Raw genomic sequence first — 13,173 nt, 5'->3', positions numbered from 1 at the left:
GAATTATAGAGAAAGCGCGATTGAGGCGACCTTATTGGTCGCCTTTTTTGTTGGTGAGGATAAAGCGAGCTCAAAGCTATATATCATTAATCAGTTATGCGATGGCTGAATAATACATAGCTGAACATGATGTATCGTCTAAACGTGGCTTTATTTATCTCATTAACGGCTCTGCTTAAGATGGTTCTACTCAAAACGAAGAACTAAGCGAGACTCCTATGAAATTCACTAAACCTTTTCTTTTAGCGACACTGATTGTGACTCTTTCTGGTTGCGCATCACCAGCAATGGATAACGAAAATGAGAATGCCGCACGTAATCGTGGTGCGGTAGGTGGTGCTTTATTAGGAGCAACAGCCGGCGCTCTAACTGGAGATGCGAGTTTAGCCGTTAAGGGCGCTGCATTAGGTGGTGTGACCGGTGGTGTTGCGGGTTCAATGAAAGATACGGACGATGCAAGAAACGCACAACGAACCCAAGTTACTGCTGATGGTCTAGCGCAAGACAATCGCACTGATGCAGAAAAGCGAGTTGCGGAAGTAGAGGCGGAAATTAAGCTTATTGAACTGGAACAACAGCTTGCTGATCTCAAAGAAGAGAAAGAAGATAACGGTGCATAAAGCTGAAGCTACAGCAAAAGCCACAGCAAAAACCATAGCTTCGATATTCGTTTAATTCAAAATCATTCAAACAGAATGGCCACGTAATGTGGCCGTTTTTGTATCTAAAATACACACTTCAAACAATGAATTAATTCAATAACTTGTATAGATACTCACGCCAAGTAAACTAGACTCAGTTTAGATATTAATTTGGTTTGAGAAGCGCAATAGTCATGAATGTCACCTTAAGGGCCGCAAAGCACGCGGATTTAGAACAACTTAACGAGTTAATGTTCGATCTCCACCATCACCACCACCTTGCTAGCCCAGAGCACTTTAAAACGGCAGAAGAGATTGAGCAGGAAAAAAGCATTGCACGATACTTGGATGACCCTGAATGTTTGGTTTATGTGGCATTAAAAGGAGAGCTCATTGTTGGCTTTATCTCTGGGCATTTTTGTGAGCTTATCTCAACGGTCAGCAAACCAGTGCCGATGGGAAGTGTCGATGAACTGTTTGTCTTGCCTGATTATCGAAAAGAATCGATTGCTGAAAAGTTGTTTAACAAAGTTGAAAGTACTTTTGATGATTATGGGGTTGAACAAGTCTTTGTAGAAGTTTGGGACTTTAACTCGCCTGCCAAGGACTTCTATCAAAAAATGGGGTTCACACCTCACATTCAATGGATGAGGAAGGCTTTGCACAAAACGTAGACAGCGATTTTGTGTGGCTTTGATTACAATAGTTCAACTGCAACAGCAGTCTTCAATATTCTTCTATTATTTTTTAGGTAAACTCGTTGGTTATTCGATATTTATTAGTTTTCATACTGTCTCTTTTGAGTACTACTTCCGCTTGGGCAAACGACACTTTGCCCGATCATATCGCGGGCGCCTTGTGTGTAGTACGTGCTGATAACCAAATCGTGTTGGTTGATGAGTTGATCACCGGTCAATTGTCTCTACCGGGAGGCACTGTTGTTTCAGGTGAGCCGCCAGCCGTCGCGGCGCAACGTGAAACGTGGGAAGAGGCTGGTTTGTCGGTAACGGTCGGTGATGTGCTAGGTTATACCGACAGTGCCGTCGTGTTTGATTGTATTTCTGACTCTGAAGTGATCAGTTACAAGGCTCGAAATGAGTTAGGTGGCTTTGAGCTGCCGATTTGGTTTGCTCCTCATTATGGCGTGGAAGTCAGCCGAGCGATGTTACTTCCTCCTACTGAATTGCAAGATCACCAATACCGCTACCCAGAACAGTGGTCTGAGATTAACGAGCTGTTTTTATCTGCGACAGATCAACCGGTGACGTATGTGACTGAGCTGGTGGGCGCGGCACCCAAAGTCCATCAAGTTGAATTAAATTGGATTGTGTCACTTCAAAACACGTTCGATAAGATGCCAAGCGTATTTACGAATACTGTGCTTTTGACTGACTTGTTGGCCAAGCCATGGGTCTTCATTGTGATATTGCCGTTAATTGCTTGGTACTTTGGCCGTAACTTCGCGTTGAAGTTTGGCTTTACTTTGATCTCGGTGACACTACTTACTTTAATCGCGCACCAAGGTTTTGGTTTTCCACGTCCGCATGCTTACTTGCCAACATTGAAGTTAGTGATGAGCAGTGGCTATAGCTTTCCAAGTTTATTGGCTGGCTTGTGGGTGAGTTTAACCTTGTTAGTCTTTTGGAAACTAAAGCGCCTCTTGGAGCAAAAATCGATTTTGATAGTGCTCGCGGGCCTACTGTGGATTATGCTATTTACGTCTTATTCAGGCAGTGCGTTCTTTAGTGATGTCTTAATGGGAGGCGTATTGGGCGCGTTAACGACTTGGCACATCGTGAGATTAGATGCGAAACCTGATGTTGATATTAGTGCCTTATTAAGCTCTAAAGGTGTCTGGTGGGCATTGTGCTTACTGTCGATTGTTCTCACGGTGATATGGCCACTGCCAACATTCTCTTTCTGGGTAGCAATTTTGATGACGATTGCATGCTTAGTAACGTTAACGGATTCGAAGCCTTTGGTCGGCCAGTTCTCATTCAAGATTGTATTTGGAGTGATGGCGATGTTGTTAGCGGGGAATCTGCTGATTAGCTGGGCAGGAAGTTTCGTCTCATTCAGTGGCATCGCTTCATTTATCGTTGAGACCTTACGTTTCCCAATCTTGATTCTATTTGGTGTGGTGGCATTTCGTCTGCCATGGAAAAGAGAGTAAGCGAGTCGACTAACACAAAATCAAAAAGGCTGTGCAGTGCACAGCCTTTGTCATTTCTGCAACAAGCAAAAAGTAATTATCACTATAGCTGCTGAGCGTTTATGAGTTGAAGATAAACTTCTCAATCGCGACCGCTACACCATGGTCGTCGTTGCTCGCTGTGATGTGATCCGCCAGTTTCTTGGTTTCTTCCATTGCGTTTTCCATTGCAATGCCAAGGCCAGCGTATTCAAGCATATGATGATCGTTTTCAGCGTCACCCATGCAGATTACTTCTTCTGCTGTAATACCCAAGTGCTTAGCTATCGCCTCAATACCGACACCCTTGTTTGAATTTGGGTTTAGGAACTCTAAGAAGAATGGTGCACTTTGCACGATAGTAAATTGAGCCTTAAGCTCTTGTGGCAACTTGCCGATGATTTCAGTCAGCTTGCTTGGTTCTGCGACAATCATAGTTTTGATGATTTCGTGGTCATCTTCTAGTTGAGAAAAGTCGAACTCGGTAATCTCTAAGCCATTAATACGCGCTTCAATAGCTGTGTACTCATTGTTTTCAGGCGTGATTAAGCCATGAATCTTGCTGAATGCATGAACATAACCACCAAGCTGTACAGCGAGGGCTGCGATCTCTTTCGCGGCTTTACCATTGCTGATCTCACTATGAATGAGTTCTTTTGTAGAGACGTTTTGAACCATAGAGCCGTTGTAGAAGAGCACAAAGTCATCTTCGCCGTTGATTGAAAGCTCGTCTAACTTACTCTGCATGCCTTCTAAAGGACGACCAGAAGCCAGAACCACTTTCACACCTGCAGCGCGTGCTTTGGCAATCGCGTCTTTGTTCTCTTGAGAAATTACTTTATCACTGTTGAGCAGTGTGCCATCCATATCAAGAGCAATCAGTTTGTACATGTTGTTCCTTACTAAAAAATTAAAAGCTAACGAAATCTAATGGGCGAAAGGATAAGGGAACTTGAAAGTTCAGGCTAGGGCTTTGATCAACTCATTTATCAGTACTCATTTGTTTGACCAACAGGGGTAAGTGCTTTAAGGTCTGCGGTTGATTAATTTCATCAAATGATTGAGCTGAGGGTAAGTTGTACAAGATTAATGAAATGTTTGAAACCATCCAGGGCGAGGGCGTATTTACCGGCGTTCCTGCTGTTTTTGTTCGACTGCAAATTTGCCCTGTAGGCTGTTCTTGGTGTGATACCAAACAGACTTGGGAAGCGTTGCCGGAAGATGAAACGAGCCTTGGTGATATTATGGTTAAGACAAAGGATTCACCGACTTGGTCTGCAATTGATGCGCAAGGAATCGTGAATGAATATATCAAGCAAGGTTACACCGCGAAGCATATTGTGATTACTGGTGGTGAGCCGTGCATCTATGATCTTGTCCCTCTTACTGAAGCATTTGAGCAGCACGGTTGTCGCTGTCAGATTGAGACCAGCGGAACATCAGAAGTAAAAGCCACACCGGACACCTGGGTTACGGTGTCACCAAAAGTCGCAATGAAAGCCAAATTGGATATCCTTGATAGCGCGCTCGTTCGTGCGAATGAAATCAAGCACCCTGTTGGTACAGGTAAAGATATCGAGCAACTAGATGCTCTTATTGATAGAGCCGATGTTCCTGAAAATACAGTCATTGCACTTCAGCCGATTAGCCAGAAAGAACGTGCAACGCAACTGTGTATTGATACTTGTATTGAACGTAACTGGCGTTTATCTATTCAAACTCACAAATATTTGAGCATCGCATAGGTTGCATTTGTTTACTGGCCTAGATAAGTCGTTGGTAGAAGATTCTCGTAAGGATTTAAGATGAAAAAAGCAGTGGTAGTATTCAGTGGTGGTCAAGACTCAACAACGTGTCTTGTTCAAGCTTTAAAAGAGTATGATGAAGTTCATGCGATTACGTTTGACTATGGTCAGCGCCATAGACTAGAGATTGAAGTGGCTGAGTCGTTGTCAAAAGATCTTGGTGTGAAAGCACACAAAGTGATGGATGTGACTCTGTTGAATGAACTGGCTATCAGCTCTCTGACTCGCGACGATATCCCTGTGTCTCATGAGCTGCAAGAGAATGGGCTGCCGAATTCATTCGTTCCTGGTCGTAATATTCTATTTCTGACTCTAGCGGGTATTTACGCTTACCAAATCGGTGCTGAAACCGTGATTACAGGTGTGTGTGAAACAGACTTTTCTGGTTACCCTGATTGTCGTAATGACTTTGTGAAGGCGATGAACTCTGCACTTGTACAAGGTATGGACAAGCAGCTTGATATCAAAACACCGCTAATGTGGTTAAACAAGGCTGAGACATGGGCGCTAGCAGACCAGTACTCAGCACTTGAACTTGTTAGAAACAAAACACTGACTTGTTACAACGGCATTGTTGGTGATGGCTGTGGCGATTGTCCGGCATGTGAACTGCGTAAAGTTGGCCTTAACGATTACCTCGGTGATCGCGAAAGCATCATGGCTGAGTTGGTTCGCAAACAGGCTGAGAATAAATAATTTCAGGTAAATCAATCGGTTCGTTATATGCATCAATAATGCAGTTTCGGCCGTTGCTTTTGGCTTGATAGAGTGCTTGGTCGAGCACTGAATACAAGTCATCAAAGTCACTTAATGCGTTTGAGGTTGCTAGATAAGCAAAACTCGCGGTCACATTAAGTGACTTTTTGCTTTCTGATAAAAAGACAGTGCTTGAAATGGCGTAGTGCAACTCTTCAACGCGTTCTCGTACCTCTGCTGGTGGGGTATCGGTTAACATGATGACAAATTCTTCACCCCCTAAGCGACCAAACAATTCACCACTCACTAAGTGTTTTCTAATTTGATCACTAATATGGACCAGTGCCCGATCACCAGTAGGGTGCCCATGCTCATCATTAATCTTCTTAAACTTATCTAGATCGAGCAGCACGAGCACATGCTGTTTGTCCGTCCCTTTACAGCGTTTCACTCTTTTGATTCTTCGAATTATCTCAGTTCGGCTATATGCTTTCGTTAAGCCATCAATTGCTGTTTTTGCGCGAACCGTTTTGTTTATCAATACCGTGAAGCTTGCAGCGCAAAGCAACAGAATAACAACGATGTTGTACATCCATCTTTGATGTTTCATTTTTTCAATTTGAACGCGGTCGAGTTTCGTCTGATGTGTCAGGAAAGAGCTTTCTAGTTCTTGTTCATATTTGGCGTGCGTCAGGCCGAGCGCTTCGAGTGCGAGTCGATTGTCGATATCTCTAGCTTCCATTTGTATTGACGAGTATCGCTGGTAGAAATAGAAAGCTTGTTGGTAATCGCTGAGTGATTGATGAATATCAGAAAGCTGAAGAAGTGACTGCGCGATGTATTTATGCCTTGTGACTTGTTCAGCTAATTCTAGCGCTTGTTGAGCATAGTTGAGTGCTTCCGTTGGCAGTTTCTGTTCTTCGAACATATCGCTGATCGCCAAGTAAGCATTAATGCGAATGACATCATTGCTCAGTTCGCTCGAAGCTGAAAGAGACTCAATTAGGTAGGTTCTCGCCACATCATAGTTTTTCGTTTGAGTGTACGCTTTTCCTAAGCCAAGACTTGTGAGTGCAATACCGTAGCTATGCGACGTTGAGCTCAGCAGTGTTCTTGCTGTCTGAAAGTGGTGAATTGCTAGTTCACTTTGCTCTTGGTTAAGGTAGAGATCCGCAAGGCTGTGATGCACTTGTGCTTTCATTAAATCTGAAGCGTTTACTCTGAGAATGAGAGCTTGCTCTAGATACTCCGCCGATTTTTCATATTGCTTTAATTCTTTGAGCAAGTTACCCACATCGTTGTAAACCCCTGAAATATCATGCCCTTGTGGAAACACGTTTATTAGTGATAGGTAGGTGTCTAGTGCAGCTTGATAGTCACTGCGGAAATGATGATTGTTCGCGATGACTCGATAAGTCCCGAATTTTGGTAATACAGGGTCAGCGATGTCATGTAAATCTGACTGAAGGGCAGAGCAGTAATAGTTCGCTTGATGGTATTTAGCTTGCTCGTTAAGCGATCGGCATAGCTGGTACTTTAGTAAGGCTTTACCAGTTAAATCACTGCGAGATTGCATTTTCGCCAAAAGTGTTAGAAAGCCTTGTTGTGCTTGTTCATATTGGCCTTTGCCGTCTTTCCTCAGAGCAGAAATAAACGCTGTTTCTATCGCTTGGTAGTCATTGTCGTTTGAAGCGATTCCGTAGAACGGCTGATCTCGGTGGCTCATGTATTGATACAGAAGAGACGCAAGGTAAAGCTTATCTCCATAAACCGTTGAGCCGATGTAGCGTGTTTGCAGCATGTTTAATGCGCGCTCAGGAGAGTGGTTTAAAGTAGAGAGATAAAGCGCGTTCCAATCAGCATTTGGAGTAGAGCTTAGATTGGAGGTATAGACTGGTGAATTGTGGTCACGATCTGATGTTGATACTTGGCTATAAGAACAAAAGCTAATGAATAGTAGAAAGGTAACAAAAACGAAGTGATTCACAAGAGACGATCAATCAGATAAAGAACGATATTCTATTATTAGTTTGATGTTGCTTCAAATTTTGAATGGTGCGACTACGTGGTTATGCGAGGTAGGTCTCTAATTTATTGATACTAATCAGAGGTATATCGGTCGCGCGAATCGTGCGACCGATATCGGAAATTAGATGTATAATTTCGCTAGGTCAGAAGGCTCAAGTTCTTTGCCTTCTAATGTTGCATTCCAGTTAGTACCAACAAGAACGCCGTCTTCAGCAAGAGTCAGTAACCAATCTTCTACAAAGATATCTAGTGGAATTTCTAATACTTCGAAGTCAGCCCACTCTTCAACGTTGTGAGTTTGAGCATCTTCTTTTGAAGACCAGAATGGCATCACTTCGCTGTTTTCGAATTCACTTGAGTCACATGCTAGCCAACCTTCTTCGTTGCGAAGGCCCCATACCAGTTTAGTTTCTTGTGTTTCAGAAACGAAAAGTTCTAGATTTGCTTGAGTATCAGCTGTTAGTTTGCTCATGGATTAATTCTCTATGTTGATAACGTGGCAAGATTAACATTATAGACGGCTTAGGTATATGCTATTCAAGGAATTATCACCATACTGAAACGTTAACTTAAGATAACGTTTCAGTATGGTAAAAGCTGGGTACGCCTACTTTTTAATTTTGGTGAAGATGTGCCATTCTTCTTTGATATTACCCTTAAATCCAACAACGGAAGCAACAACTTTTCGATGTAGTGCGTGATTGATTTGGGTGTCATCACTGCTGAATTCAGAATCACCATGACCTACGATGCTGACTCTAGATGGCTGAATACCGTTGCTAATTAGCGCTCGTCTTACATGTGATGCACGTTCTTTCGAAAGCTTTAGGTTATGTTCCGCGTTACCTACTTTGCTGGCATAACCTTGCAATTCAATGCTGGTACTTTCGTAGCGCTTTAAAAATGCCGCCATTTGGCGTATCTGCCCTAGAAAGACAGGGTTTATTTCCGTTGAATTATTAGCGAAGAGTATATGCAGCTCTTTCTTTTCCGATGACTCGAAATATGATCCACAACCGTCGTTATCGATCTCGGCACCAATTTGTGTATCGGGACATAAATCTCGCGCGTTTATTACACCGTCATTGTCATCATCTTGAAGATCGTAAATTTGAGTGACCGGCGGTAGAGCGCGATATTCGAATTCATCTTCGTTGTTTTCAGCTAAAGCATTGGCAGATACAACCATGAAGCAAAGCGATAATACTGTGTTGGTAAGCTTCATTAATATTCCACCTTTTCATTCCATTCTTCTGGGATCTCAACTCGTAAACCGATGAGTAGGTTACCAGTTGCGTTCATTACGCGATATTTTGCGTATTGCTCGTCATACTTAGCATCTAAATAGCCTTTACGAGCTTCGAATAATTCATTCTCAGTGTTAAGTAAGTCGAGAAGGGTACGTTTACCGATACGGTATTGTTTCTCATATGAGATTACCGTGTCTGATGCCGAGTCTACGTGGTCAGATAGGAACTCTTTTTGCTGAACCGTTAAATCAAGTGCGCTCCATGATAGACGTAGACTCTCTTCTACATTGCGGTAAGTACTTTCGCGAAGGTCCTTGGCTTTGTTGAGTTGGTAGGCTGCACTTTCTGTGCGGTCTTGATCCGAACCACCATTGTAAAGGTTGTATCTTAAACGAACCATGGCAGAAAACTCATCGCTGCTGCCTTCTGTACCACCGGCGTCATCACGCCAAGTTTGAGCGGCTTCAAAAGAAACAGTCGGGTAGTTGGTACTCTTAGATTGTTTGTATTGGAACTTCGCTGAGTCAACATCGGCTTGTGCAATCTTAATGACTGGATGCTGGTTAAACGCTTTTGCCAACGCACCATCAACGGTATAAGGAATTGCACCCGCATCTGCGCGAGGGAAAGTTAACCCTAAAGGAGATTGACCAACAAGTCTTTTAAACTGAGTATGCGTATCAAAAAGGTTGTTTTGAGCAGCAAGCAAATTCCCGTGCGCTTTCGCAATACGAGCTTCAACTTGTGACATATCTGCGGTTGAACCAATACCTGATTCCACGCGCTTACGAATATCGTTATATATCTCTTTGTGCGTCGCTAAGTTACTTTCCGAAAGAGAAAGCACTTCATAGGCTTTCACTGCATCAAGATAAACCTTTGTTACTTCTAAAGCGATGTCTTGCGCGTTAGATAGTAGTTGATAGCGCACGGACTCTGCATCAGCCGCAGTACGGTCAATATCATTGGATGTATTAGCGCCATCCCATATTAACTGGGTCAAGGTGATCGTTGCTTCTTTTCTAGTCAGATCGGTAGTGTCTTGGTTGGTTGCTAGATCAGTATGTTCATAACCAATCCCACCATCTAAGTCTATACTTGGTCGATAAGCACCACCAGAAGCGTCGTTAAGATAACGCTTACTGATATATTCGTTATAAGCACTTTTGATTTCAGGGTTGCTTTCTAATGTAAACGCAACGGCTTGCTCTAAGGTTTGTGCTGTTGTCGGCAAACTTAGCGCTATAGCTAACCCTAATGTTGTCGTTTGAATGTAATTCAATTTCCATCTCTCCAAATTGGACTGCATCTAAACCTACGCTTTTTAATGTGCTAGATACGAAATTTAGATGAACCGCCAAAAAAATAACGTTCGCTCGAGAAGCTACCGTAAATGGTTGTAAAGTTGTTAACAGTTTGCTGTGCGTTTTATGATGATTTTGAGAACGTCAATTTTACGTTTTTAGCTCTGTTATTTTTCGCAAACACAATAACTTATATTGATAGTGTGAGCACTTTCATTATTGTGTGGTGTGATCAGCGTCATTACCTTGTCACTCGGTATGTTAAATGCACGATTCATAACTAGGAATTATGTGATGTTAAATGTTATATTTCGGCTAATATTATAAATAAGATGTCACAAAGTTGACGTGACAAGCGAAAATGGTTTTTAGGGGTTGATATGGACATTACAGCATTGAATTTGACCGGTGCTCTTGCATTGGGTCAGCGCATTGTTATTTCAGTTGATGGCACGGTTAGAGTACTCGAAGAGGGAGAGCCTCTACAGGCTGGAGATGTAACTCTTGAATCTCAAAATGGACCTAATGAACCTCAGGTATCAGTTAAGCGTTTTTCACCTGAAGACGGTGAAGTTGAACTAGACCAGGATATCGCAAATATTTTTGCCGCATTAGAAGAAGGTGAAGACCCTACTGAGTTAGGAGATGAGTTCGCTACCGCTGCTGGTCAAAATGGTTCTAGCTTGGCAACTAGTGGGACTGTAGAGCGAGACGGTGAAGAAACGATCCCAGCAACCGAATTTATAACAACGGGATTTGAAGCGCTGGGCATGTCTCGAACTCAAAGCTTGAGTCTGCTAGATGCTTTCCGCTCGATTGAGCAATCTGGTAGCCAAGGCACAGACAGCGAGACCATCGGTGACACAACAGCGCCAGATGCGCCAACACTGACACTGGATACGGACTCTGGCTCAGCAGCGGATGACTTCTTAACCAACGACGGCAGCTTCACAGTCGATGGCACCGAAGATGGCGCGACAGTCGAATACCTTGTTGACGGAAACTGGACGACAACGGCTCCAGTACCAACGGAAGGTGACAACACGATCACCGTTCGTCAAACCGACGCTGCGGGTAATACCTCAGGCAGCTCAACGCTGACGTTCACTCTTGATACCACAGCGCCAGATGCGCCAACACTGACATTGGATACCGACTCTGGCTCAGCGGCGGATGACTTCTTAACCAACGACAGCAGCTTCACAGTCGGCGGCACCGAAGAGGGTGCGACAGTCGAATACCTCGTTGACGGAAACTGGACGACAACCGCACCCGTGCCAACGGAAGGCGACAACACGATTACCGTTCGTCAAACCGACGCAGCGGGAAATACATCAGGCAGCAGCGAGCTGACGTTCACTCTAGACACAACAGCGCCAGATGCGCCAACACTGACACTGGATACGGACTCTGGCTCAGCAGCGGATGACTTCTTAACCAACGACGGCAGCTTCACAGTCGATGGCACCGAAGATGGCGCGACAGTCGAATACCTTGTTGACGGAAACTGGACGACAACGGCTCCAGTACCAACGGAAGGTGACAACACGATCACCGTTCGTCAAACCGACGCAGCAGGTAATACTTCAGGCAGCTCAACGCTGACGTTCACTCTTGATACACAGGCAGAATCAGGAAATGTGATCGTAGATAGCATTACATCAGATGATGTTGTTACTGAGACTGAAAAAGAGCAAACAATTTTTGTTACAGGTACTGCTACCGGTGGAGACATACAACCTAACGACGTCGTAACTGCTGTCATCAATGGAGCGACATATACTAGTGTTGTAAAAGAGAATGGTATTTGGGAACTAAGTGTTAATGGTGAGGACCTAGCAGAAGACACCGAGTTCACTGTTTCTGTTAGTTCAACCGATAGCGCAGGAAACAGTGTTTCAAGCTCAGGAACTTCTACTCATATTTATGACTCGACTCCGGTTAATGTAAACATAGATATTGATCCGATTACTGAAGACTCAGTCATTAACGCAACTGAAGCTCAAGGGACGGTTACGATTACAGGTTCTATTACTGGTGAGGATTACGTTTCTGGAACAGTAACACTGACCATCAATGGCGTTGTGTATACAGGCCAAGTAATCGACGGGAAATATAGCATTGACGTCAATGGGTCTGACCTAAACTCCGATAGCGATAACATCGTCGACGCGAAGGTAGATGTCGTAAATGAAGCTGGAAATGTTGGCTCGGCTACTTCGACAGAGTTCTATCTAGTTGATTTAGCTGCTAGAGGAACGATCTTTATTGAATCCATCACTGACGACAATGTTATCAATCAAAGTGAAAGCGAAAGTACCGTTTCAGTTAAAGGTACTGTTGGAAGAGATGCGGATACTGGTGACCAGGTATCAGTCGTAGTAAATGGTGTGACTTATCTGACTGTTGTCCAAAGTGATAAAACATGGAGTGTAGATGTTCAGGGCAGTGATCTTGTAGCTGATAATTCAGTGACAGCTACTGTTACCGGACAAGATTGGGTTGGGAATGAATTTAGTAGTTCGATTTCTAGAACTTATGATTTAGACACCGATATCAGCAAACCGACCATCGATCTGGTGGCGTCGAGCGACAGCGGCGACAGCGACACAGACAACCTAACCAATGACAAGACGCCGACGTTCTCGCTGGGCAACATCGATGACGATGTGGTGGCAGCGGGCATCGTGGTGCTCAAAGACGGCGTTGCCCTAGAAGGCACGCTGACCGAAGAGCAAGACGGCACTTGGAGCTTCACGCCGAGCGCCGACCTGGCGGATGGCACTTACGACTTGAGCGTAAAAGTGACGGACGATGCGGGCAATAGCGCGACGTCGACCGAGCTTGAAGTCATCATCGATACCGAAGCGGCGGCGACCATCACAATCGATGATGATATCGCAGGCGACGACATCGTGAACGCAGCGGAAGCGGCTGGTGACGTGACCATTACGGGTACCGTGGGTGGTGACGCCAAACCTGGTGATACCGTGACGTTGACGGTGAACGGCAACTCAACCGATTACACAGGCACGGTGAAAGCGGATGGCACTTACAGCATCAATGTACCGGGCAGCGAGTTAGTTGCGGATGCGGACAGCACCATCGTGGCGAGCGTGAGTGGCACCGATGAAGCGGGCAACCCGTTCACGGCGACGACAGAGGCAAGCGGTGACAACAAAGACGGTGGTTACGAGGTTGATACCGATATCAGCAAACCGACCATCGATCTGGTGGCGTCGAGCGACAGCGGCGACA

General features: G+C 44.4%; 11 protein-coding genes. 6 read left to right on the top strand and 5 right to left on the bottom strand.

Annotated features, from left to right (window positions below; genetic code table 11):
- The first annotated feature begins 218 nt into the window (after positions 1 to 218).
- The 3 genes from AB6E54_RS18725 (at position 219) to AB6E54_RS18715 (ending at position 2,814) form a co-directional block, all read left to right on the top strand.
- Positions 219 to 620, top strand: a complete 402-nt coding sequence (locus AB6E54_RS18725) for a glycine zipper domain-containing protein (RefSeq protein ID WP_017062298.1) — start codon at positions 219 to 221, stop codon at positions 618 to 620.
- Positions 621 to 835: 215 nt separating this feature from the next.
- Positions 836 to 1,315 (top strand): GNAT family N-acetyltransferase, encoded by a 480-nt coding sequence (locus tag AB6E54_RS18720; RefSeq protein ID WP_009846623.1) that lies wholly within the window; start codon positions 836 to 838, stop codon positions 1,313 to 1,315.
- Between the two features lie 86 nt (positions 1,316 to 1,401).
- Complete coding sequence (locus AB6E54_RS18715; protein ID WP_372106574.1) at positions 1,402 to 2,814, top strand: NUDIX domain-containing protein; 1,413 nt, start codon at positions 1,402 to 1,404, stop codon at positions 2,812 to 2,814.
- Positions 2,815 to 2,913: 99 nt separating this feature from the next.
- Here the strand turns inward: AB6E54_RS18715 and AB6E54_RS18710 are convergent, their stop codons facing one another.
- The gene (locus AB6E54_RS18710) at positions 2,914 to 3,723 is read right to left on the bottom strand and encodes a Cof-type HAD-IIB family hydrolase (protein ID WP_017077102.1); all 810 of its coding nucleotides are present in this window, start codon (positions 3,721 to 3,723) and stop codon (positions 2,914 to 2,916) included.
- A gap of 203 nt (positions 3,724 to 3,926) precedes the next feature.
- On the opposite strand from AB6E54_RS18710, the gene queE reads away from it, so the two are divergent.
- Together queE and queC are read left to right on the top strand one after the other, a co-directional pair.
- Entirely contained in the window at positions 3,927 to 4,577 is a 651-nt protein-coding gene (gene queE / locus AB6E54_RS18705) for a 7-carboxy-7-deazaguanine synthase QueE (protein WP_108093999.1), read from the top strand.
- A gap of 60 nt (positions 4,578 to 4,637) precedes the next feature.
- Positions 4,638 to 5,333: a 7-cyano-7-deazaguanine synthase QueC gene (gene queC / locus AB6E54_RS18700; protein ID WP_372106571.1), complete on the top strand. Its 696-nt coding sequence runs from the start codon at positions 4,638 to 4,640 to the stop codon at positions 5,331 to 5,333.
- Here the strand turns inward: queC and AB6E54_RS18695 are convergent.
- The 4 genes from AB6E54_RS18695 to AB6E54_RS18680 form a co-directional block, all read right to left on the bottom strand.
- Positions 5,293 to 7,320 carry a diguanylate cyclase gene (locus AB6E54_RS18695; protein WP_372106569.1) on the bottom strand — a complete coding sequence of 676 codons (2,028 nt, stop codon included), beginning with the start codon at positions 7,318 to 7,320 and terminating at the stop codon, positions 5,293 to 5,295. The genes queC and AB6E54_RS18695 overlap by 41 nt on opposite strands.
- Positions 7,321 to 7,482: 162 nt before the next feature.
- Complete coding sequence (locus AB6E54_RS18690) at positions 7,483 to 7,833, bottom strand: DUF2750 domain-containing protein (protein WP_017062305.1); 351 nt, start codon at positions 7,831 to 7,833, stop codon at positions 7,483 to 7,485.
- A 135-nt stretch (positions 7,834 to 7,968) separates the two neighbouring features.
- Positions 7,969 to 8,586, bottom strand: a complete 618-nt coding sequence (locus tag AB6E54_RS18685; protein WP_017062306.1) for an OmpA family protein — start codon at positions 8,584 to 8,586, stop codon at positions 7,969 to 7,971.
- Positions 8,586 to 9,893, bottom strand: coding sequence for a TolC family outer membrane protein (locus tag AB6E54_RS18680; RefSeq protein WP_017062307.1), 1,308 nt, complete (start codon positions 9,891 to 9,893; stop codon positions 8,586 to 8,588). The genes AB6E54_RS18685 and AB6E54_RS18680 overlap by 1 nt, the downstream gene beginning before the upstream one ends.
- A gap of 402 nt (positions 9,894 to 10,295) precedes the next feature.
- On the opposite strand from AB6E54_RS18680, the gene AB6E54_RS18675 reads away from it, so the two are divergent.
- On the top strand, positions 10,296 to 13,173 hold a 2,878-nt coding region (locus AB6E54_RS18675; protein ID WP_372168988.1), incomplete at its 3' end, for an Ig-like domain-containing protein.

This window comes from Vibrio sp. 10N.247.311.49, from assembly GCF_041467655.1.
GTDB lineage: Bacteria > Pseudomonadota > Gammaproteobacteria > Enterobacterales > Vibrionaceae > Vibrio > Vibrio crassostreae_C.
This window is presented reverse-complemented; position numbering and strand designations above follow the sequence as displayed.